General features: G+C 67.8%; 10 protein-coding genes and 1 pseudogene. 9 read left to right on the top strand and 2 right to left on the bottom strand.

The genetic code is table 11. The features are described 5' to 3' along the window. Nucleotide 1: 1 nt before the first annotated feature. On the bottom strand, nucleotides 2-787 hold the full coding sequence (locus B1H55_RS02800) for an AAA family ATPase (protein ID WP_231952582.1): 786 nt from the start codon (nucleotides 785-787) through the stop codon (nucleotides 2-4). Nucleotides 788-1344: 557 nt separating this feature from the next. Between B1H55_RS02800 and B1H55_RS02790 the strand changes: the two genes are divergently transcribed. The 7 genes and pseudogenes from B1H55_RS02790 (at nucleotide 1345) to B1H55_RS02765 (ending at nucleotide 14082) form a co-directional block, all read left to right on the top strand. Next, entirely contained in the window at nucleotides 1345-4404 is a 3060-nt protein-coding gene (locus tag B1H55_RS02790; protein ID WP_077239921.1) for a helicase-related protein, read from the top strand. Continuing rightward, nucleotides 4404-9185, top strand: coding sequence for a restriction endonuclease subunit M (locus B1H55_RS02785; RefSeq protein WP_077239920.1), 4782 nt, complete (start codon nucleotides 4404-4406; stop codon nucleotides 9183-9185). Before B1H55_RS02790 ends, B1H55_RS02785 begins: the two co-directional genes overlap by 1 nt. A 293-nt stretch (nucleotides 9186-9478) precedes the next feature. Then, nucleotides 9479-11020, top strand: coding sequence for a hypothetical protein (locus B1H55_RS12130; protein WP_143221344.1), 1542 nt, complete (start codon nucleotides 9479-9481; stop codon nucleotides 11018-11020). Between the two features lie 17 nt (nucleotides 11021-11037). Continuing rightward, nucleotides 11038-11907 carry a DNA adenine methylase gene (locus B1H55_RS13070; protein WP_077239919.1) on the top strand — a complete coding sequence of 290 codons (870 nt, stop codon included), beginning with the start codon at nucleotides 11038-11040 and terminating at the stop codon, nucleotides 11905-11907. 231 nt (nucleotides 11908-12138) lie between these two features. After that, nucleotides 12139-12945 (top strand): annotated as a pseudogene (locus B1H55_RS02775) (transposase family protein). Between the two features lie 251 nt (nucleotides 12946-13196). Continuing rightward, nucleotides 13197-13394 (top strand): antitoxin VbhA family protein, encoded by a 198-nt coding sequence (locus B1H55_RS12775; protein WP_077239917.1) that lies wholly within the window; start codon nucleotides 13197-13199, stop codon nucleotides 13392-13394. Beyond that, on the top strand, nucleotides 13381-14082 hold the full coding sequence (locus B1H55_RS02765) for a Fic/DOC family protein (RefSeq protein WP_197702452.1): 702 nt from the start codon (nucleotides 13381-13383) through the stop codon (nucleotides 14080-14082). Before B1H55_RS12775 ends, B1H55_RS02765 begins: the two co-directional genes overlap by 14 nt. Before the next feature lie 745 nt (nucleotides 14083-14827). On the opposite strand, the gene B1H55_RS02755 is transcribed toward B1H55_RS02765, so the two are convergent. Further along, nucleotides 14828-15088, bottom strand: coding sequence for a hypothetical protein (locus B1H55_RS02755; protein WP_197702453.1), 261 nt, complete (start codon nucleotides 15086-15088; stop codon nucleotides 14828-14830). A gap of 258 nt (nucleotides 15089-15346) precedes the next feature. Here B1H55_RS02755 and B1H55_RS12985 point away from each other — a divergent pair, with 258 nt between their 5' ends. Continuing rightward, entirely contained in the window at nucleotides 15347-21823 is a 6477-nt protein-coding gene (locus B1H55_RS12985; protein ID WP_077239915.1) for a DEAD/DEAH box helicase, read from the top strand. Between the two features lies 1 nt (nucleotide 21824). After that, nucleotides 21825-24317: a 3'-5' exonuclease gene (locus B1H55_RS02745; protein ID WP_077239914.1), complete on the top strand. Its 2493-nt coding sequence runs from the start codon at nucleotides 21825-21827 to the stop codon at nucleotides 24315-24317. The last annotated feature ends 28 nt before the right edge of the window (nucleotides 24318-24345 follow it).

The following is a 24345-nucleotide window of genomic DNA, read 5'->3' as shown; positions in this document are numbered from 1 at the left end:
CTCAGGTGAGACTGGCCGACCGTCGTGTGGCGAGCGCTGTCTCGAGATCGCTGCGGGTCACTCCACTGCCACCTCGCATGAGCGCCGACTTCGCGGCGGACTCGGCTGCCTTAACCAGGTCTGCGTGACTAAGCCCGTCCGTCAGCGGGCCGAGACCACTGAGACTGACACCCTTGACCAGGCTGCCCAATCGCTTGCGTATAACCGACTGCGCCTGCTTGCTCGTGGGCAGGGTGTAGGTGAGGACGGCGTCGAAGCGCCGGAAGAGAGCGCGGTCGAGGATGGTGCGGTGGTTTGTCGCGGCGATGACGATGGACTCTGCGCTGGCTCCCTCCAGGAAGACGAGGAAGGAGTTGAGGATACGCCGGGCCTCTCCGACGTCGTTGCCGGCTCGGTCCCCGCCAAGAGCGTCGAACTCGTCGAAGAGATAGACCGCGCGGCGTACGGCGATCTCATCGAAGATGACCCTTAGCTTTGAGGCCGTCTCACCCATGAACTTGCTGAGAAGGCTGTCGAGGCGGACCGTGTACATGGGCAGGGACAGTTCGGAGGCAATCACCGAGGCGGTCATCGTCTTCCCCGTTCCGGGCGGCCCTTCAAGAAGCAGCCGGTGCATGGGGAGGAAGCCGTGTTCGAGGAGAACAGCTCGTTGTCGCTGTTCCTGAATGACCTGGGAGACCTGTCCGGCCAGCTCTGCGTTGATGACCAGGTCACGCAGATGCGCTCGAGGGCTGCTCACCTCGACGAGGTCGGCAGCCTCACCCTGGGGACGCGGCAGAGTCGTCACAGCCGCCAGCGGAGCAGGCGAAGCAGCACGACGGGACGACTCGACCGCCTTCTTGATGTCAGTAGCTAGGCGGTGATGCCCCTGGCGGGCCTCCCGAGCCGCTACCTGGAGGGCGACCGCGTAGAAGGCTTGTTCATCCCCAGCGGCGTGGGAGCGTACCAACGCCGTGATGTGCGAGCCGTGACCGGCCACTGGGCCCCCTCCCACGCTGACTTCAAAGTTGCGACCACCATCCTATGGCAGGCGTACGACACGACCGATGGGCTCGCCGGAGCGAACGCCCGGCTCACTCGGCGACCACGGCGGACCTGCGATCCTCAAGCTCCTGCTCGGTGAAGACACGAACCAGGTTGCTCGTCGACATGCGACCCCTCCTTCCGTGGGTAAAGCTCATTGTACCGACCTGGTCGGACATGAATCGGAACCGGGCCCCGGGAAGAGACGGCAGATGCCCCGTCGCGTCAGCGCTCACACGCAGGCCCTGGGCGCACACGGGCGCCGATGACCGCGGCGCACACCCCGAGAGGCCCCGGAGGCGTTCCCCGCTGCCTAGGATCATGTCCGTGACCACGGCCATACCCGCCCCTCCCCCGTCCGGTTCCCCAGGCACCGCCTCCGCCTCCCCCGACGTCGCCCCCGGCTCGGTGGTGCGCGTGCGCGATGAGGACTGGCTGGTCACCCAGGTGTCCCACAATGTCGACGGTCTGCTCGTCACCGTCCAGGGCCTGTCCGAGCTGGTGCGCGACACCACCGCCCAGTTCAGCGCCGGCCTAGACCGCATCATCCCGGTGGACCCGCGCCGCACCCGCGTCGTCGCGGACGGCTCCCCCCGCCACAGGCTGGCGCGCCTGTGGCTGGAGGCGACGCTGCGCAAGACCCCGCTGCCGGCGGTCTCCACGGACCTGGCGGTGGTCGGCGGCATGCTGGCTGATCCCCTGCCCTATCAGCTCACCGCAGTGCGCCAGGCCCTGGACCCTGAGAACCTGCGCCCCCGGATCCTGCTGGCTGACGCGGTCGGCCTGGGCAAGACGCTGGAGATCGGCATGATCCTGGCCGAGCTGGTGCGCCGGGGCAGGGGCGAGAGGATCCTCATCGTCACCCCGCGCCATGTGCTGGAGCAGATGCAGCACGAGATGTGGTCGCGCTTCGCCCTGCCCTTCGTGCGCCTGGACTCTCTGGGCATCCAGCGGGTGCGGCGCTCGGTGCCGGCCACCCGCAATCCCTTCTCCGTCTATCACCGGGCGATCATCTCGATCGACACGCTGAAGTCCGACCGCTATCTCAGCCATCTGCGCCGCCAGCGCTGGGATGCCGTCGTCATCGACGAGTCGCACAACGTCACCAACCGCGGCACGCTCAACAACCGTCTGGCCGACGTCCTGGCCCGTCAGACCGACGCCCTCATCCTGGCCTCCGCCACCCCGCACAATGGGGATCCAGCATCCTTCGCCGAGCTCATCCGCCTTCTGGAGCCGACGGCGGTTCGCCCGGACGGCGCCCTGGATGAGGGGGCCGTCAAGCGCCTGGTCATCCGCCGCCATCGCCACTCCCCCGAGGTTCGCGACGTCGTGGGCGGCCGGTGGCAGGAGCGGCTCACCCCGGTCAACCGGTTGGTGGAGCCGTCCCCGGCGGAGGAGGCGGTGGCCGCGGAGTTGTCCCGCTCGTGGCTGCACCGGCCCGACGGCGCCGCGGCACCCGGCTTGGTCCCGGGCGCGGGCCGGGGCGGCGATGCTCTGTTCTCGTGGACGCTGGCGAAGGCCTTCTTGTCCTCCCCGGCGGCTCTCATCCAGACGATCGACGAGCGCATGGCGCGGCGCCGCGCTCGGGCGGCGAGTGAGGAGGCATTGGCCTCCTCGGAGCAGGCACGGGCCTTGACCCGGCTGCGCGAGCTGGCCGCAGCGGCGAACACGACGGACTCGGGCAAGTACCGGGCGCTGTTGGAGGAGCTGACGCGGATCGGCATCGGGCGCCGGTCACCGCAGCGGGTCGTGGTGTTCGCCGAGCGCATCGCCACCCTGAACTGGCTGGCGGAGCACCTGCGCGAGGACCTGGGCCTGCCGGCCGAGGCTGTGCGGGTGATGCACGGGAGCCTGTCGGATGTGGAGCAGCAGGAGATCGTGGAGGCCTTCCGCCAGTCGCACACGCCGGTGCGCGTCCTGGTGACGGGTGATGTGGCCTCGGAGGGCGTCAACCTGCACGCCCAGTGCCATGAGCTCATCCACTACGACATCCCGTGGTCACTCATCCGCATCGAGCAGCGCAATGGTCGTATCGACCGTTACGGCCAGGAGGTCTCCCCCCAGATCACGACCCTGCTGCTGAGCCCCGAGGACCCGGGGTTCTCCGGTGATGTGCGGGTGCTGACCCGCCTGATGGAGAAGGAGGACCAGGCGCACCGTGCGCTGGGTGACGCCGCCTCCCTCATGGGCTTGTACTCCGGTGAGAAGGAGGAGAAGGCGATCCGTGAGGCGCTGGCGGCGGGCACGGATATCGACGCCGTCGTGCCGGACGTGGACGAGGCCCTGGAGCGCGACCCGATGGCGGCCCTGTTCGCCCGGCTGACCGGCGCGGCATCGGCGCGCGCCGATGCCGCGGAGCCCGCACGCACCGACGGCGAACCGGCGCATTCAGCGCCTCCGCCCACGCCTCCGACCGCCCCTTCTTCCGAGCCGACCTCCCTGTACGCCTCACAGGTGGACTACCTGCGCCAGGCCCTGACCGAGCTCTATGAGCGCCCGGAGGAGAAGGCCGACCCGGTGACGGGCGGGGGCGGGGTGTCGTGGCGCGAGCACGGCGTCGAGCACGTGGCCGAGCTCGCGCCCCCACCGGGGCTGCGGGATCGCCTGGCGGTCCTGCCGCAGTCCTACCTGCAGGAGCGCCGGGTGCGCGAGCACCTGCTGCTGGCGACCACCGTCCGCAAAGGGGCCCAGCTCCTGGCCGAGGCCCTGCGGGACGAGTCGGATTCCTCCTGGCCGGAGGCCCACTACCTGGGGCCGCTGCACCCGGTGCTGGAATGGGCGGGCGACCGGGTGCTGGCGCGCCTGGGCCGCTCCTCGATCTTCACCGTTCACGGCGAGGTGAACTCGCCCACCGTCCTGCTCCTGGGGACGCTGACGAACCGGGCGGGCCGGACGGTGTCGATGGTGAGCACGAGCGTGTCCTTCTTCCTGGGCGTGGAGGCAGCCCGCGCGGATATGGCGGCAGGCGGCGCGCCCACCGCCACCGCCACTCCCATGGCCACGGTTCACGACTCCCCGGCGGCCATGCTCGCGGCCGTCGGGGTCGCGCAGGAGCAGACGAATACGGGCGCGCCTGCGGACCTGGACCTGCTGAGCGCGCTCATCGCCCCGGCGGTGGACGCCGCCCAGGCCCAGATGCGGACGGTGGTGGCTGCGGCCACGACGAACGCCGAGGCGCGGGTGGCCGCCTGGGCTGAGCGGGTGGACTCGTGGGACGACGACGCCGGCCGCCTGATCCAGAACCGTCAGCTGCGCGCTCAGCGCCTCACGGTGGACCAGGAGCGCGAGCTCATCGCGCAACACTCCCCCGCGCACAGTCTCATCAGGCCGTTGCTCGTCGTCGTACCGCAGGAGACCGCTGAGGAAGGGGGCCACTGATGGCGGTATCGGACGCGCTCGTCGTGGGCGAGGACTGGATCAGTGAGCACTACTTCACCACCGACGCCGCCAAGGGCTCCTTCCTGGCGCGGGTGCTGGAGCGCCGCAAGGAGTGGGAGGGCCTGGAGAAGCCGGCCGACGGCGCGGCGCCCGTGCCGACGCCGCGCACGCGCCTGCGCTCGGCCCGGCCTCGGCTGGAGGAGCTGCTGGCGGCGCTCCCCGCCTCCGACGGCGGTGGGCCGGCCGGCGGCGACGCGGCGGACGGGCCGGTGGCCCTGACCGCGTCGGCCCTGGAGGCATCCGCCGAGCTGGACGCCCTCCTGCGCGAGGTCCTGGGCTTCACCTCGGCCGAATACCGGCTGACCGACTGCGGCCCGGTGACGCTGGTGCGCCCTGTGGGCGACGAGGGCCCGGCCCCGGTGGCCCTGCTGCGGGCACGCCCGGCCGCGGCGGTGGAGGACCTGCTGGTCAAGGACGCCCCGACCTTGACCGAGCCGTGGGAGCCGGTGGACCTGGCCGACCCGGACGCCCCGCCCGTGGAGGGGGCCGAGCCGGTGGAGTCGGTGTCACGAGCGTTGTCGACGCTCATGACCGACGAGCACGGTCCGGCTTTCGCCCTGGTGCTGGCGGGGCGGTGGGCGCTCATCGCGGAGAAGGAGCGCTGGCCGGAGGGCCGGTGGCTGGCGGTGGACGTCCAGCTGGTCGTCGAGCGCCATGACGTGAGGCGAGGCGGTGAGGTGGAGCGGGCCCTGGCCTGCTTGGAGGCGGCCTCGCTGGTGCCCGGGCCGGAGGGCGAGACGTGGTGGACGGCGACGCTCGCGGAGTCGGCGGCGCACACGGTGGGGGTCTCGAAGGACCTGCGTGAGGGGGTGCGCTCCTCGATCGAGGTCATCGCGAACGAGGTGGTGCGCCGTCGCGCGGCGGCGGGCCTGGCCCCGCTGCCGCAGGAGGAGGCGCAGCCGTTGGCCCTGCAGTCGCTGCGGTTCATCTACCGGATCATCTTCCTGCTGTACGCGGAGGCGAGCCCGGAGCTGGGCGTGCTGCCGGTGGGCGCGGCGGAGTACGACGCCGGCTACGGCCTGGAGCGCCTGCGCGAGCTGTGCCTGCGCGAGCTGCATGAGGAGTCCTCCCAGTCGGGCACGCACGTCTACGAGTCCCTGAACCTGCTGTTCACCCTGGTGGACCGCGGCCACAACGCGCGGGCAGTGAGCGAGGAGGCCACAGAGCCGGTTGACGGCCTGGTGTTCCAGCCGATGCGCGCGGACCTGTTCCACCCGGAGGCGACGGCGCTTATCGACGAGGTGGGGCTGGGGAACGCGGCGATGCTGCGAGTGCTGCGCAGCCTGCTGCTGACGAAGGAGGGCGGCAAGGCGGGCCGGGGCTTCATCTCCTACGTGGAGCTGGGCATCAACCAGCTGGGCGCGGTCTACGAGGGACTCATGAGCTACACGGGTTCCTTCGCGACGGAGCGCCTGTGGGAGGTGGCCCCGGGCGGGGACGCCTCGAAGGGCTCGTGGGTGGTGCCGCGCGACGTCATGGAGGGCCTGGACGAGCGGGACTTCGTGACGGTGACGGACGAGGACACGGGCGAGCGCCGCAACGTGACCTATGAGGCGGGCGAGTTCGTCTTCCGCCTCTCGGGCCGGGACCGGCAGCGGTCGGCCTCCTTCTACACCCCGGAGGTGCTCACCCGGTTCACGGTGCAGCAAGCCCTGGCCGAGCTGCTGGACCAGGGTGAACGGACGACGACGGCGGAGGAGGTGCTGGGCCTGACGGTGTGCGAGCCGGCGCTGGGCTCGGGGGCCTTCGCGATCGAGGCGGTGCGCCAGCTGGCGGAGCAGTACCTGTCCCGCCGGGAGCGGGAGCTGGGTGAGCGGGTGGACCCGGAGGAGCGTCCGCGCGAGCTGGCGAAGGTGAAGGCCTACCTGGCGCTGCACCAGGTGTACGGGGTGGACCTCAATGCGACGGCGGTGGAGCTGGCGGAGGTCTCCCTGTGGCTGGACACGATGGTGGAGGGCCTGGCGGCGCCGTGGTTCGGTCTGCGGCTGCGGCGCGGCAACTCGCTCGTGGGCGCCAAACGCGCCCTGTACTCGGTCTCCCAGCTGAAGAAGGGGGCGTGGCTGAAGAACGCGCCGGTGGCTGAGCCGCTGAGCGCGGTGGCGGAGGCGCTGGACGCCGACGACGGCGCCCGCCGCCTGGGCGGGGCCGTGGACGTGTCGGATCGCATCCACCACTTCCTCCTGCCGGCCAAGGGCTGGGGCAGTGCGGTGGAGGTGCCCAAGCAGGTGCGCGAGCTCGTGGACGCTGAGCGCCTGAGGGCGCTGAAGACGTGGCGCAAGGAGGTGGCGAAGACGCCGACGGCGGTGCAGACGCGCCGGCTGACGGCGCTGGCGCGGCGTGTGGAGGTCCTGTGGGAGCTGTCGCTCCGCCGCTTGCGGGTGGCGGAGGCGGAGGCCTCCCGGCGGATCGACCTGTGGGGCCGGGAGACGGCACCCGATGCTGGTTCGACGGTGAGCCGTGAGGAGATCGAGGCATACCTGGCCGATGAGGACTCGGCGTACCGGCGGCTGCGCCTGGTGATGGATGCGTGGTGCGCCCTGTGGTACTGGCCGCTGACGACGAACGTGGCCCCGCCGACGCTGGAGCACTGGCTGAACGCTCTGGAGGGGATTCTCGGGAGGGCGCCCAAGGACGCCAAGGGCACTGACGGGACGCTGGCCGAGGCCTCGACCTGGGCGGAGCTGGAGAACGTGGAGGCGGTGGAGCTCGCCTTCGCGGGCGCCCGCCCGATGAAGGCCGTGTTTGCCGACCCGGAGAACCGCTGGCTGCAGGTGGTGCGGACGACGGCGGCCGAGCAGGGCTTCTTCCACTGGGAGCTCGACTTCGCCACGGTGTTCGCCCGGGGCGGCTTCGACCTCCAGGTGGGGAACCCGCCGTGGGTGCGCCCACGCACCGATGTCAACGCCCTGCTGTCGGAAGGCGACCCGTGGTGGGCCCTGACGAGCAAGCCCTCGGTCGCAGCCAAGAACGCGCGCATGCCTATGACACTGAAGCGCGACGGCGTACGAGACCTGGTGATCGACGGTACGGCGGAGGTCATCGTCCAGTCCGAGCTGCTGAGTGACTCGACCGTCTACCCGCTGCTGAGCGGTCAGCCCGACCTCTACCGAGCCTTCATGTGCCAGGCATGGGAGCACCAGAGCGACCGAGGCATCTCTACCCTCATCCATATGGAGACGCACTTCACGGATGCCAAGACTCCTGGACTCCGCGCCGCCACGTACCGGCACCTGCGTCGCCACTGGCAGTTCATCAACGAGATCCAGTTGTTCGACATCCATCACCTGGTCCAGTACGGCGTCCACGTCTACGGGGCGGAGCGTGCGCCCTCGTTCGTCCATGCGACGTCGCTCTACCATCCGGACACAGTCCTCCGGTCGCTCGTTCACGACGGCAGCGGCGAGGAGCCCGGCTTCAAGGATCCGCACACGGGAACGTGGGATCTGCGCCCGCATGCATCCCGTATCCAGCAGGTGGACGAGGCGGTCCTGCAGACCTGGCAGGCGGTGACCGAAGCAGAGGACTGGCGTTCCACGCCCATGGTCTCGACCGTCAACTCGGCCGCAGCGCGCACGCTCGCCGCGTTGGCCTCGCATCCACGGATCGGCAGCCTCGGGCTGGAGTTCTCCGCGGGATGGCATGAGACAGCAGACTTCTCAAAGGGCCTCTTCACCAGGACCTGGGGCGAGGCCACGTGGGAGGCCGCGATCCTCCAAGGGCCGCACCTCCATGTCTCGACGCCGCTGTACAAGAGCCCGAATGCGACGATGAAGCACAACCAGGATTGGACCCCGACGGACCTTGAGGTGCTTCCTGCGCATGCGCTGCCGGTGACCCAGTACAAGCCTGCGGGCGACCGCGCCGCCTACGACCGCCTCTACACTCACTGGGGCGAGTCCTCCGCCCGCGACCACTACCGCATCGCCTGGCGAGCGATGGCGGCCAATACCGGGGAACGAACCTTGATCACGGCGCTCATTCCACCCGGCGCCGCCCATCCCAACGGAGTCTTCTCAACTGGGTCCCCACGCGCATCACTTCCGGAATTTGTCGTCACTCAGGCCGGAACATCCTCGCTTCTCGTCGACTTTACTCTCCGCGCCTTGCCGAAGTCAGGTATCTATTTCCCCGATTTCTGCCGCCTACCCGCCCTCCCCTTCGACCACCTTCTGGCGCCACGCATCGCGTTGCGGGCACTCCGCCTCAACTGCGTGACCGAGGCTTACGCGGACCTCTGGGCTGAGTGCTGGGATGACTCGTTCTTGGATGACTCGCCGATCTTGGGGCGTCATGACGAGCGTCCGGTGGGTCCGGTGTGGACGCGGGATGTGCCGTTGCGTCGGGCTGAAGATCGTCGGAATGCTCAGGCGGAGGTCGACGTGATGGTGGCGGTGATGTTGGGTGTGCCGATCGAGGATTTGTGCACGATTTATCGGACTCAGTTCGCGGTGTTGTACGACTATGACCATGGCCGGGGCCAGGGTGCGTACGTCTATGATGTGAATGGTAGGCAGGTCCCGACTCCGGTGCGCCAGGCCTGGGCGAAGCGAGGCTGCCCGGACTCGAACGATGCGATGCCGTTATCTGAGCGCACTCACCCCCACCCCGGCTCGGGAGTAAACTATGTCTACTCCCTCCCCTTCAGCACCCGCGACCGCGAATCCGACTTCCACCGCATTACTGCTGCACTGACTTTACTAGCCACCTCTATCTTCACATGACGTCAAGAAAGACCCCTTTACCCCTATGCCAACCTGCCCACCGAACGCACATCTCGACCGAACCAGTCCAACCTGGCGATACGCTCAGGTCATCACAAACCAAGACACGAACCGCAATGAGGTCAACAGCAACGAGCGGAACTCAACGCCGCACCTTGCCGTACCAAGTATGCGCTACACTCTGGACATGCCCTACGGGCACCACTCGATAAATCGCAAAGAGAGAGGAGCAACCCAAAAAAGAAGGGCGAAGTGCTCGACCTACCGATACAAAACGAGTTAGGAGCAACCAAATGTTGGATACATCACAGTGGCCAGTGATTGAGTTGGATGTCATCAAGGAGGTGCAACTCGATCCAAAAAACGTGCGCTTAGAGAGCGCGGACGCTAAGGTCGAAGCCGACATCATTGAAGACTTGTTCGCCAATGAGCATGCCTTGCAACTCGTCGAGGGTATCTGTAAAGTCGGCTACCTGACTCATGAGACGCCTATAGTCATAAAACAACGTGACAGGTACTTGATGGTCGAAGGGAATCGTCGCCTTGCGGCCCTCAAGGCCATCCAAAATCCCATGTTGGTACCACAGTTTCAGGCGAGGATTTCTGCATTCGCCTCCGAGCTACCCAACCGCTCCAGCCTAGCTAAGATACGAGTCATGGTTGCACCCAACCAGACCGAAGCTGAACAACTCATTGCGGCTATCCATACAGGCAACCTCAGAAAACCATGGAGTCCAAGCAGGCAGGCAGCATTCTTCCAAGCACAGATCGATTCCGGAAGGGAATTGAGCGAGTTACTGACTCGCTATCCAACTATCGACGTCCGCAAATTCGTATTCAGGGCTCACGTCGTTAATCTGTTCAGGTCGGTCAGGTATGAAGATACAGAACTTCAAGATTTCCTGAGCACTAAACAATGGGCACGCGGTTTATCGACATTGGCTCGAATCTACGAATCCAAAGAGTTTCTCGAACTGATCGGCCTGAGTATGGACACGAACGGAACTATTACGAAGACCGTTTCCGAAGCAGTCTTCAAAGACATAGCAACGACTATCGTACGAGGCATGTACGAGAAAAACATCAACACCCGAAGCTTGAACACTATCAGGAGCCCGCGCTACATACAACTGATGAACGAAATTCGTCACATCGTATTGGAGAACAATGAGCCCTTGCCGACCGCCAGCAGTACAGCCGAGCTCACCGAGCCGCCACAGGATGGAAGGCCGCCAATAACGGAAGATCCGCGCGGAAGAGCCAGCGAGTCATCAGCCACAGCGGGAACCAATATTGGAGAAACAACGAGAACCGAAACCGAAGTTACGGGGTCAAACCATACAGGTAAGCAGGACACAAAGATAAAGTCGTCCAGCAGGAGAAAGAAACCCAGCAACCTCGACCTCAGTCAAGTAAATCCTCCGGACTCATATCCGAATGCGTTAAAGAATCTCCTTGGTGAATTATCAGAGATCAATGTCAGGAAGTTCCCGAACGGAACCTTCTTGATGATCCGTGCGCTACTGGAAAAATCCATCAAAGCTTTCGCCGATGCGAAATCTATTGACATTAAAGGTACAGGCAACAACACTAACGGTCGAGTGCAACTCTGGCACGCTTTAAACTGGCTTTCAGCTTATGTAAAATCCGAAGGGCCTTCCTACTTGATTCAAGTTATCGAAAGGTTGAAGACGGGAAAACTCGTAGCCTACACGAGTTCCGGCGACTCACTTAATGCAGTCAACCATAATCATCATTTCAGTGTCGATGCTGACGAAGCTTTCTCGATGTGGGATTCGACTGATTCCCTAATGAGATACCTGATGAAGCCGTGAGAACGAAAGGAGTGTCTATGCGACGCCCGTTGGTTTCACCGCTCAGGTATCCGGGTGGCAAGTCTGCCCTGTACCCGCGTATACGGAGGCTAATACGGGACCTCGACCTCGCTGGGTGCACCTATGTTGAGCCCTATGCGGGTGGCGTCGGCGCCGGGCTCGGACTTCTAGTTACAGGCCAGGTTGAGCGCGTTATTATCAACGATCTAGATCCCGCAATCTACGCTTTCTGGTCAACAGTTCAAAGCAACCCCTCGTGGCTCATCGAGCGTATCCGAAGAGTGGAGTTGAGTGTCAAAGAGTGGAGGCGACAGCGCGAAGTATATACTACTGCAGACACTTCCAGGATCTCGGAATTAGGATTCGCAACCTTCTATCTTAATCGCACCAACAGATCTGGTGTACTTAACGGCGGGCCGATTGGTGGCCTAGACCAAACAGGCACTTATAAGATTGATGCTAGATTCAACCGAGAAAGTCTCGCAGAAAGAATTCGACTCCTCTCGCTTTATTCGGATAACATTGTCGTAACCTCATGCGACGGCATAGATGTAATTCGTGAGTACTCGAAACGCGACAATACCTTCATTTATGCCGACCCTCCATACTTTGAGAAGGCAGGCTCGCTATACCTCAATGCTTTCAGTTCTGCTAACCATGAGGCTTTGGCGCAAGTACTCAACAAACACTCTGGCAGCCCTTGGCTCCTCACTTACGACAACGCGCCTCCAGTTGCGGACCTATATAGGTACCGCAGACGGCGTGAATTCGAATTGCGCTATTCCGCTCACCACGTGACAACTGCCACAGAAATCGCCGTTCTTTCCGACGTCTTGCCGGAGATTGGCGATGGGTGGCTTTTCCCGCCACGCCCATCAGCCAACTGATTGTGATGTCTCAGGACATGGGTGACAATTCTGCCTCAGGACATCGGTGACGGTTTGTCAGGCCCCGGGTTTTGTGGAGGCTCATCGAGCCTTTCTCACCGGGAGTGAGGGCGGGTGGGTGGGGATCGTTGGGGTGGTGCGGGAAGGTGGGTGTGTCGTAGACGAGGGCACGCGGAGCCGTGCGTCAGCATGGGTTTCGACCAAGAAAACCTGCTCGCAAGGAGGCTCCGCGTGCTTTCCTATCGTGCCACCCTCGGGCGCGTCCGTGCGCTACCGTGCGCACCGTGTCGGCCTGGTTGTCGGCTCACCGCCGCGCCCACGACTCCCGGCCCCATCAGCGCGCCGCCACGCCCTGGGTGCAGGCTGTGATGCTGCTGCGCTGGATGATCGAGGCCACCAGCATGCGCACCCTGGCCCGCGACGCCGGCATCTCGCCCGCCACCGCCTACAGGTATCTGCACGAGGCCCTCCAGGTCGTTGCCGACCAGGCCCCACAGCTGCCCGACGTCCTGCGGTGCCTGAAGGACCAGGGCGAGCCGTTCGTGCGCTCAGGCGCCACCCTGATCCGCACCGACCCGGTCACAGCCCGCAACCCGGGTACCGGTCACCACCTGTGGTACGCAGGTCTTGCACAAGGCCCTCACGCGGCAACGCCCAGGTCCTCACCGACTCTCGCCGGCCTCCCGGTGTGGGTCTGGCCGGTCGAGCCGGGCTCGGCCCACGACCTGACCGCCGCGCGCGCCCACGCGCTGCCCGCCCTGTACAAGGCCGCCTCCCAGGGCATGCCCACCCTGGCCGACAAGGGCTACATCGGCGCCGGCATCGGCGTGCTCACACCCGTCAAAGGCACCAGCCCCTGCCCCGACGACGCCACCTACAACCACCTGCACGCCAGCCTGCGCTCGCCTGCCGAGAGAGCAAACACCATGCTCAAGCACCTCAAGGCCCTCCAACACGTCACCCCCAGGCCCGCACACCATCACCCACATCACCGCCACAGCCCTCGTCATCATCAACCCCAACAAAGACACCTGGTGAGAAAGGCTCACTGAGTGCCAGGCGGACCCGGAGGGTGCTGAGCGCCCAGCCCAGCGCCCGGTGGTCCGGCGCGCCGCCTGAACGCCACATGCGCGCCCCGGGGAGTGTACGACCCCACGCATGACAGGACGATACGCACAGGACTCCCGCCCGAGACTCAGGACCGAAGACTCAACGGCCCAAAGCCGTTCTTGGCCGGTTTTCTGGGAACCGGGTATGATGTACTTAGCGCCGGAGGAGAGGAGTGTCCCGTGGCTACTGAGACTGCAAAGATCGCGACGACCGAAGCCGAGCGGGACCTGCGCGTAGCCGAGGCAATCCACAGCGTTGAGATGGAGGGCCTGACAGTGACGGAAGCCGGCCGCCAGGACGCCCGCGAGTACATCGCCGGTCGCATCGACTCTGACGAGTTGGTGGCCCGCGCCCGCGCCCGCTATGGCCTCGACTGAGTTCGTCGACCCATATCTCGATCCCGAAACGGGCCTGCTGCGAAACAAGGTCGGAGCACGGACGAAGGCTGCCCTCGATGAAGCTGAGGGCTACCTTTCGTTTGCCCGCTTGATACAGCTCATGGATAACCCAGTCAAGTCGACCGGTGACCTTCATGAGTTGTGCGCGATTCACCGACACCTATTTCAAGATGTCTACGACTGGGCGGGAGAGCTACGTACCGTCGACATTCGTAAGAACGTGGACGGAGCTCAGTTCTTCCTCCCCGTCTCAATGATCGTTCGCGCCGCCAGCTACGCCGAGCGCGAGCTCCGCGCGGACAACGACTTACTCGGCATGAGCCGTGATCAATTCATCGACCGCCTGGCGTTCCACTACGATCAGTTCAACTATGTTCATCCGTTCCGGGAAGGCAATGGCAGAACGCAACGAGTGTTCTGGAACCGCGTCGCCCGCGACGCCGGCTGGCAGCTCGACTGGCGCACAGTGCGCGGCGAAACCAACGATCAGGCGAGCCGAGCGGCATCCGAGCAGCGGGATTTCGGACCACTGTGCGACATGTTCGATCAGATCGTCAGCAAGGCGACCCCACGGGGCGAACGAGACGCCGCATGGCGCACCGCGGAACGCGCCCGACTTTCGTTTCCGACAGAGTACCACCGAGACGACTCACCGACCGTAGGGTGATCCAGCACATGCACCCCAGACCCAACGCATGCCATACCGGGCCAGCACGGCAGAGGCCCCGGCAACAGTGCGCAGGACATCGGGCGAAGAACCAGCGCAGTGCCTCAACACCCCTCACCGGTTACCGCCAAGCCACCAGCCACCCGACCCCATCCTCATCCTCAAACCGGAAGAGCCCCGGTTGCACGTCCTTCCTCCCACTCATGCGCTCACCCCAGTACGTAGCTCGGGAAATCGCTCCTCCCACATCTGCCGCACCCGGTGCGGTAGAAGCAGCTCAGGCCACACCTCCACAAGCCGACCCCGATTGACAACGGCTGCCTGATCCGCAGCAGTGCCCTCAGCCAGCACTGCTCGATAGGCCAACTCGACGCCGCCCTCCGCATCAAGATCAACGCGGCCACCGCCCGGCGTCCACAGCACCCTGTGCGGCAGGTGGACGACACCAGAAATCGGTCCTTTCAAGTCATCCAATTTCTCCGGGACCTCGTACGGTTTCACGTCGGAGAAGAACATCCGCTACCGCGACGCCGTCGGCACAGAACGATTGCGGCTCTTCGCGTCGTCGATCATGCCACACTCCTCACTTTCACGATTTCCCGCCACGGCGAGCCCCTCCCCACATTCCCAGACCATTCTACTGAAGCATCCAAAGACGATCGTGCTGGCCAGGGGCGACCAGACCGGACTCGCGCGCGGCCATTACGGCCTCGTCGAGCAGCGCCTCAACAGGTCTCACAACCACTCACCTGTGTGCGAAGCGCTCATTCACTGCTTGGCGGCTCATACCTAGCACGCGCCCGATCTCCTGCCAGGACAACCCATTTTCTCTCGCCAGATCAACGGCGCCTCGCATACTCTCCCTAGCCCGAACCTCGAGAGCCTTCGCGCGCGCCAGGGCAACGAGAGCCTCTCCGTCGACGACGGAATCAAAGTCCTCAGGTTCGGCATTCTCGAACCATGCTGCAATCTCAGCGTCATCCATATCATCGATGTTGATTGCCATAGCATCTCACCTCTTCCGAAGAAGGAATTTCTCACGCGCCCCCACCGCACGCATTCCGATTATTCGGCAGACGAAACTGATGATATTTTATGCAACTGCCGAACGTCAACGCGTCGACGGCGAAGTCTCCGCCCGATGCGCCGCTTCCGACCGCACGCCCAGCACTTGCTGTGACCCTGCGCTAGCCTCACCTCAGGGCCACAAGCCCGCCCACCAGCCCCGGCCCGCCTGCCACCCTCCGCCCAACACCTCAGCACCATGCCCCTCCTGCTCCCCAGCCTCCAGGCCGAGCGCATCCGCGCCGCCGTCGTCGACTACCTGTCGACGACCTTCGCGCTGACGGACGCCGAGCCCCGGCGCGCCCTCACCGACTTCCTCGTCGACGAGCAGGACGGCGTCTTCGTCGGCCCCTTCGTCCGCCTCCGCCTGCCCTACGTGCCCGCGAGCGCCCGCTCCGAGGCCCTCGACTGGGACCCCGGCCTCACCCCCTACCACCACCAGGAGCAGGCCTACCAGCGCCTCACCACCAAGGGCGGCCACCGCCCCCAGCCCACCCTCATCACCACCGGCACCGGCTCCGGCAAGACCGAGGCCTTCCTCCACCCCGTCCTCGACCACGTCCTGCGCGCCCGGGCCGAAGGCATCACCGGACTCAAGGCCCTCATCCTCTACCCCATGAACGCCCTGGCCTCCGACCAGGCCGGTCGCCTCGCCCGCCTCCTCACCTCCGACCCCGCCCTGGCGGGCATCCGCGCCGGCCTCTACACCGGAGACGCCTCCGAGACCCCCACCGCGCGCGTCACCCCCGCCTCCCTCATCACCGACCGCTACGCCATCCGCGACAACCCGCCGGACATCCTCCTGACCAACTACAAGATGCTCGACCAGCTCCTCCTGCGCCCACAGGACCGCGAGCTGTGGAGCGCCTCCGCCTCATCCCTCACCTACCTCGTCCTCGACGAGTTCCACACCTACGACGGCGCCCAGGGCACCGACGTCGCCATGCTCCTGCGCCGCCTCGGCCTCACCCTGCGCGCCCACCTGGCCGACGACGACCCCCGCCAGGCCGACTACGCCCGCTCTCCGCTGGGGCCCGTCTGCCCCGTGGCCACCTCCGCCACCCTCGGCGACGGCGGCGACCCCACCCGCATGCTCACCTTCGCCCGCGACGTCTTCGGCGCCGACCTGCCCACCGAGGCCGTCATCACCGAGACCCGCGCCGGCCTCGATACCTGGGCCGAGCCCCACCAGGCGGCCACCGCGTCCCTCGGCCTCACAGCCCGCCGCCTCACCGCACTCTCCCCCACTGACCTCACCCAGCTGGCCGGCCTCGCCCGCCAACCCGTCACCGCCCCCGAGCGGCTCCTCGCCGACGTCGCCGCCATCCTCTACCGGCCGCAGAACGGCCGGCCCGCCGACCCCATCGCAGGCCTCGCCGCCCCCGACCTCGCCCACGCCATCCAGGCTCACCCCGACGTCGTCGAGCTCATCCGCCTCGCCGACCGGGCCACGCCCCTGGCCGGGCTCGCCGCCTCTCTCCTCTCCCCCGCCCAGCTGACCGACCCCGCCGTCAGCCGCCAAGCCCTGGCCGCCCTCCTCGCCGCGCTCTCCACCATCCGGGCGGGCCTCGACGGCGCCCCGGACCGCAGCGCCGTCGGCGTCGAGGTCACCCTGTGGATCCGCGAGGTCACCCGCGTGGACCGGCTACTCGACACCCGCCCCTCCTTCCGCTGGTCCGACACCACCGACCAGCACATCACGCAGACCGTCCCCGCTCGGCCCGCCCTGTACTGCCGCTCCTGCGGCCGATCCGGATGGGGCATCAGCCTCGCCCCCACCGGACAGGGGGAGAAGGTCGACCAGAGCGAGGTGCGCCGCGACCGACTCACCGGCGACACCCGATTCCGCGCGCTGCTCGCCGCCCCCGGGGAGGAGGCCGACTACCACCGCCGCCTCGAGGCCGGTGAGCCGGACACGGCCCGCCACCACCCCGGACTGCGCTGGTACTCCGTCGCCGACCGCGAGCTGCTCACCCGCATCCCCGAGGAGGGCTCCCTGGAGGCCCGCGAGGGCCGCTACCTGCCCGTCCTCGTCCTCACCGGCGACGAGCGCGCCATCGCCGACGACACCACCCACGACGTCTGCCCCTCCTGCGGGGCCACGGACTCCATCCGATTCCTCGGCTCCGCCGTCGCCACCCTCCTGTCCGTCAGCCTCACCACCCTCTTCGGCGACGACGCCCTCGACGACGCCGACAAGCGCGCCCTCATCTTCACCGACTCCGTCCAGGACGCCGCCCACCGGGCAGGCTTCGTCGACCAGCGCTCCCACACCATGAGCCTGCGCTCCGCACTGCGCGGCGCCCTCAACGCCGAGACGACCCTGTCCGACTGGGCCGACGCCACCCTCGACGACGCGGCGAACGACGCCTTCGACCGTTACCGCCTGGTCCCCGCCGCCCTCGCCGAGCACCCGCGGTTCAAGCCCTACTGGGACCCCGATGCCACCACCAGTAAGCGCCGGCGAGCCGCCGAGTACGTGCGCCGTCGGCTCCTGTTCGACATCGCTTTGGAGGTGGGCCTCCAGTCCACTTACGGCCGCACCCTGGAGGCCACCGGATCCCTGACCGTCCACGTGGACGCCGGCCGGCCCGCGGACCTGATCAGGATCGCCCGAGCGACTCTCGGTGAGGACGGCGCCCCCGATGCCCTGCCCGGCCTGAGCACCCTCACCGACGCCGACCTGCTCGCCTGGGTGCGCGGGACGGTGGAGCGCATGCGCCGCGACGGCGCCATCGACCACGAGTGGCTGACGCGCTACAAGGAGGAGGACGGCAAGCGCCTGTGGATCTGGTACAAACGACGCCGCAACCAGGGGCAGCCCGCCTTCCCCACCGGGCGCTCCGCACCCTCCTTCCCGCAGGTCAAGGGGAATATCAATACTCGCTACTCGGCTTTCACACCGGTCGTCTCCCCGAAGTCCTGGTACGCCGCCTGGGCCCGCGCGTGCCTGAGCGTCACTGGCTCCCACTCGGCGCGCCTCGCCGCCCTGCTGCTCGCCCGCCTCGCCGAGGCCGGCGTCCTGTCCACCACCCCCACCGCCTCCGGCGGCACCGTCTACGGCATCCCCGCCGACCGGATCCTTGTCACCCCGCTGCCGACCGACAGCACAGATGAGCTGCTCCTCGTCTGCGACACCTGCCGCAGTCAGCTGCCCGCCGCGCGCGCCACCGTCGGACTGCTCGACGCCGCCCCCTGCATGGTCGCCCGCTGCCCCGGGCACCTGGTCGCCACCCGGCACCCCGCAGACAGTTTCTACCGCAGCATGTACGAGGCCTCGCACGTGCGGCGGGTGGACGCCCACGAGCACACATCCCTGCTCGATGCCGACGAGCGGGCCGCCGTCGAGCAAGGATTCAAGCGCCCCATCCAGCAACCCGGAGACCCCAACGTCCTCGTCGCCACCCCCACCCTGGAAATGGGCATCGACATCGGGGACCTGTCCACCGTCATGCTCGGCTCGCTGCCGAGCACGGTCGCCTCCTACGTGCAGCGGGTCGGTCGCGCCGGCCGCCGCTCCGGCTCCGCCCTCGCCCTGGCCTACGTGCCCGGGCGCCCCAACCAGATCCGCCTCCTGGAGGACCCCGCCCACCTGCTCGACGGCGCCGTCGCCCCGCCATCCACCTACCTGGGCGCCGAGGAGATCCTGCGCCGCCAGTTCCTCGCCTACGTCATCGACACCCTCACCCGTGAGGGCCACCCCGCCGTCCCCGGTGGCGGCAGGGGCCGGGCCACGGCCCGAACCGTCTTCGACACACGCGGTCAGGGCACCTTCCTCACCGCCGTCATCAAGCGGATCGCCCGCGACGGCGCCCTCCTCGCCGCAGCATTCACCGCGACCTTCGCCGATCGGGCCCCGGCCCTGAAGCGATTGACCGCCTGGGCATCCGACGACGGCGGGGCCGGCCCCCGCCTCATGCTCGAGCAGGCCGCCGGGGAGCACCGCGCTGAGGCGGAGCAGCTCCGGCACCAGCACGAGCAGATCGAGGCGGCCCTGCCCGAACTCATCGCCGCCAGAGATCGCCCCAACGCCACCGAGGAGGACGAGCGCGCCTGGCGGGCCGCTGATAGTGCCCGCAAGGCCATCAACGCCCGACTCATCGACCTGGAGAACGAGCCCTGGATCGCCGCCCTGGAGCGCCACGGCGTCCTGCCCAACTACGCCCTCATCGACGACACCGTCCGGCTGTCCGCCCGCGTGTCCTGGCGCGACCCGGAGACCGACGAGTTCACCACCGAGCCCTACGACCTCGACCGCGCCTCCACCCATGCCCTGCGCGAGCTCGCCCCCGGCGCCGCCTTCTACACCCACGGCATGGAGATGCGCATCGACGGGGTGGACTCCGCCGGCCTGGCCGCGCAGGCCCAATGGTGGCTGACCTGCGAGCGCTGCGGTTACGTCGAGACCCACGAGCCTCAGGAGGGTCCACCGGCCGCCCCGGGGCGGTGCCCGCGCTGCGGGGACACCGGGATCGCCGACGTCGGTCGGGCGCGCCGCGTCCTGCGCCTGACCCGCGTGTTCGCCGACGTCGCCAAGGACGACGCCCGGATCGGCGACGCTCGCGACGAGCGGGAGTCCACGCGCTTCGAGGTCCTCCCCCTGGCCGACCTCGACCCCACTCGCGCCCAGCGGCAGTGGAGCGTGGGCGCCACCGGATTCGGCCTCAGCCGTTTCCGGGGACTGAGCCTGCGCTGGCTCAACACGGGCCGGACCCTCCCCGGTCAGACCGTCGACCAGATCGGTGGGGAACCAGTGCGCGCCCGCGGCTTCCGCCTGTGCGAGGCCTGCGGCAAGCTCGACACCAGCACCGGGACCTCCTCGGCCAGGGAGCACCGCGCCTGGTGCGAGCACCGCAGCGACCCGCGCGAGCACGTCATCCAGATCGATCTCATGCGCGACCTCGTCACCGAGGCCCTCGCTCTCATCCTTCCCCAGGAGTTCGCCTCCGACCCGATCGGGGCCGCCTCCCTGGCCAGTGCCCTCATGCTCGGGCTGGAGATCGCCACCGGCGGCGCCCCCGACCACCTGGGCGTGATCCCCGTGCCCTACCCCGTGCCCCACGGCTCCCCCGGGGAGACTCGCCTGGCTCTGCTCCTGCACGACCTCGTCCCCGGAGGCACTGGTTACCTCACCGATTTCGAGGATCCCGCCGTCATCTGGACCCTACTGACGCGCGCCGCCCAGCGCCTGGAGACCTGCCCCTGCGCGGCCGAGGGCAAGGACATGTGCCACCGCTGCCTCCAGCCCTACCCGATGCGCGGCACCCCCGGCGAGGTATCCCGCGCCTCCGCGCTGCACGCCCTGCGCCTCATCCTCGGCCTGGAGGCGGACGAGCCCGCTGCGGACCTCGACCCGGCCGCGCCCCGCTGGACAGTGACCGAAGAGCCCGTGCGCGCCGGCTCCGGGGAGAGCCCCCTGGAGGCGCGCTTCCGCACCGAACTCAAGGAGCTGCTCTCGGCCCGGATGAGCGTGCGAGTCATCGGCGACGCCTCCGGGGCGCCGGCCCTCGAGCTCGACGGCGGTCGCTGGCGGCTGCGGCCTCAGCTCGACGTGGGACGCACCCGTCCCGACTTCACCGCGCTGCATGTCAGCGGGCGCGCCCCCATCGCCATCTACACCGACGGTCTGAGGTATCACGCGAGCCGCCGGCACAATCGCCTCGCCGACGACGCCGCCAAGCGCGCCGACCTGCGCGCCCACGGATACCGCGTCATCTCCGTGGCCAAAGAGGATCTCGACGGCGCCTGGAACCCGCAGTGGCTCGGAGAAGAGACGGCTACTGCGTTCAAGAACGGCCACCTGGTCGCAGCCGGCACCGCGGCCATCACCGATGAGGCGATCGAGGTCTGGCGCGGCGGGCCCATGGCGCTGCTGGCCACCATGCTGCGCGATGATGACAGTGGCTTTCGCGCCCGATCCACTGCGCTATCCGCCCTCGCCGCCTCGGTCGGGGTGCCACTCATCCATGGCGCCGCCGGGCACGCCGCCTTCTTCGGCGACGCCACGCTCCGGTACTCCCCTGCTGAGCGCTCCGAGGCGAATCCGCTGTGGGAGGCGGTCCACGCGCTCGCGCCCACCCAGGCCCTGCCCGCCCCGCTCGCCCCCACGACGACAGTCTCAGGATCGGTCTTCCACGGCCCGCACCTGGCCCTGGCCATCCAGCTGAGCGGCACGAGCACCACCGGTATGGCCCTGGTCATCGACGACTCCGAGGAGGCACTGTCCTCACCCGAGCACCGGGACGCCTGGCTGAGCTGGCTGCGACTGAGCAACGTCCTTCCGTTCTCCGGCGCCCCCGTGACGATCACGACGACGAGCCTCGCCCTTACGGAGCTGCACGATCGCGCCGCCGTCGCCGGCGGGCCGGGTTCCGATGACTCGGCGATGACGGCTCTCGGCTGGGACGGCGTCGACCGGAATCTCGCCGCCCAGGAGGTCCTCGACCTTCTGCCCCACCTGGCCGAGGCCGGTGTGCGCTTCGGGCGGGAGGGCCAGGAGGAGGCCGACGGCGTCATGACCGATCTGTCGTGGCCGGACAAGCGCGTCGCCGTCGTCGTCGATCCCCGCGACGATGAGGTCGCCGCCCTGACCGCGGCCGATTGGCGTGTCGTGAGGGTGGGGCATGATGCTGCCGTCACCGCCGACGAGATCCGCTCGCTTCTGGAAGGACGCTAATATGCCCGCCATCGTGTGGCCCGGCAACAAGGCCAAGGACGCCACTCACAAGGATCCGTCCCTGCGCTCGAAGATCGGCCCCTTCATCACCAAGCTCTCCGCTGGGACCACGAGCGCAGGTCTCCATGTGGAGCCCATCCGGGAGTCGGCGGACCGCAGGGTGCGCACCGCTCGGGTCACCGATTTCTACCGGGCCGTGCTCTTCGAGCTCGATGGCGACGGGGAGCCCGTCTACGTCATCCACGGGATCTGGCCGCATGACGAGGCCATCGAGATCGCCAGGACCGTGACGGTCGGCATCAACCCGTACAACGGCGCCGCCCAGATCACCGATCTCCGTGACGCCACGGGCCAGGACGATCATGCTGTTGATCAGGCACGGCGCGACGCCCGCCGGCGACTGGACGCCGCCCGGCGGGAAGCCGAGGAGATCGCCCGCGAGGCCGCGCGCCTCGAAGCCGGCAATGCCGAGGCGCGCCGCCGTATGGAGGCCGATTCCGCTCCCCCTGCGCTCTCCGGCCCCGTGCGGCCCGGGACTGAGAGTGGGGCACCGGCACCTGGGGTGAAGGCGGCGATGCCCGGCGTCGTCGTGGCAACGCGCGACGATCGTCCGGTGTGGCCGGATGGGCTGACGGTGGAGTCCCTGCGCGACGAGTTGGGCATCGACGTCCGCCTCGCCGCCGCGGCGCTCGCCGCCAGCCGCGAGTCCGAGCTGCTCGACCTTGCGGCCACCACCTCCCCCTCCTGGCAGGGCGAGGCGCTGCTGGCACTGGCCACGGGGACGAGCATCGAGGGCGTGCGTGAGGACTTCGAACTCCTCCACCCGCGGGATGTCACCGCTGAGCCCACCGACGCTGAGGTCATCGCGGGCCTGCGCCGCAGGGCCTCCCGCGCTGATTTCACGTGGCTGGAGACCGATGAGGACCTGCGCCGAGCCATCGAGGGCCTCACCTTCGCGCAATGGCAGCTCTTCCTCCACCCCCAGCAGCGCCACCTGGTGGAGCGGCGCTCCAACGGCCCGATGCGGATCTCCGGCGGGGCGGGGACGGGAAAGACCGTTGTCACCGTGCACCGGACGGCCGCCCTGGCCGGGCGAGCGACCGGAATGAGCCTGTCCCGCACCCGCGATGCCGGGCGCGAGCACGACGGCCAACGAGCGGGCGAGACGCGCATCCTCCTGACCACTTACACGCGCAACCTCGCTGACGACCTGAGCCGTCAGCTGGCGCAGCTCGCCCCGGGCCTCGCCCTCGCGGAGAAGATCGGTGAACCGGGTGTGCTCGTTTCCGGCCTGGACAGGGTGGCCCGGGCCATCCTCCAGCGGGCCGGGGAGAACATCGCGCCGGTCGCCGAGCGCGTTCTGGGCCGGCGCCGCGCCCGAGTCCTCGCTTACGCCCGGAACAACCTATGGGGCGACGTTCTCGCATTGACTGGTGAGGGATTGCCCGCCGACCTCCAGTCGGCGGACTTCCTCGCCTCCGAGTACGAGCTCGTCGTGCTGCCGCAGCACGTGACGACTCTCCAGCAGTATCTGCGCGTGCGCCGTCCGGGCAGGGGCGTGGCGCTTGACCGTCGCAAGCGCGCTGAGGTGTGGGCGGTCATGGAGCGCTACCGGGACCGCAGCGCGGAACTGGACGTCACCTCCTTCGCCGAGCAGCTCGCCCTGGCCGCCGCCTGGCTCGACGACGAGGCGGAGAAGGAGAGGCCACGGCCCTTCGATCATGTGCTCGTCGATGAGGCGCAGGACCTCACCCCGGCGCACCTGCTGCTCCTGCGCGCACTGGTCGAGCCCGGGCCGGACGACCTCTTCCTGGCCGAGGACTCCCACCAGCGCATCTACGGCAAGAAGATCACGCTGAGCCACTACGGGATCCAGGTGCGCGGCCGGTCACGGCGACTGACCCGCAATTACCGCACGACCCGCCAGAACCTGCGCGCCGCTTTCGAAATCCTCGACGCCGGGTCGTATGAGGACCTGGAGGGTCACGCCGAGGAGCACCGATACATTTCACCGCGATCCGGGCCGGAACCGGTCCTGTTGCGCGCCGGCTCCCGGGCCGAGGAGCTCGACCTCGCGGCGCAGCTGCTGCGCGGTTGGCTCATGGAGGACAGCGAGCAGCGCGAGGCGGGCGCGGAGACCATCGCGGTCCTCGTGCGCGACCGCTATCAGCGCGACGCGGTTGTCACCGGCCTGGCTGAGCGGGGCGTCGACGTGCGCCCGGTGGACAGGGAGGCGATGGGCCGGGGACGCCCGGTGGTGATGACCATGCACCGCGCCAAGGGCCTGGAGTTCCGCAAGGTTCTGCTCTTCGACGTCTCGGAGGCCTCGATCCCCCGTGCGCTGCGCGACCAGCAGTACTCGGATGCCGACTATGCCGACGCCCTCCTGCGCGAGCGCTCCCTGCTGTACGTGGCCGCCACCCGCGCCCGCGACCAGCTGGCCATCTCCTGGAGCGGGCAGGCCAGCCCACTGCTGGAGGGGATTGCGGGGTAGGGATGACGTGCTCGCCGCACCGCACCTC

Origin of the sequence: Actinomyces denticolens (assembly GCF_002072185.1) — a bacterium.
In the GTDB taxonomy this organism is placed as follows: domain Bacteria; phylum Actinomycetota; class Actinomycetes; order Actinomycetales; family Actinomycetaceae; genus Actinomyces; species Actinomyces denticolens.
The sequence above is the reverse complement of the archived record's forward strand: the minus strand, read 5'-3'. Positions and strand labels throughout refer to the sequence as shown.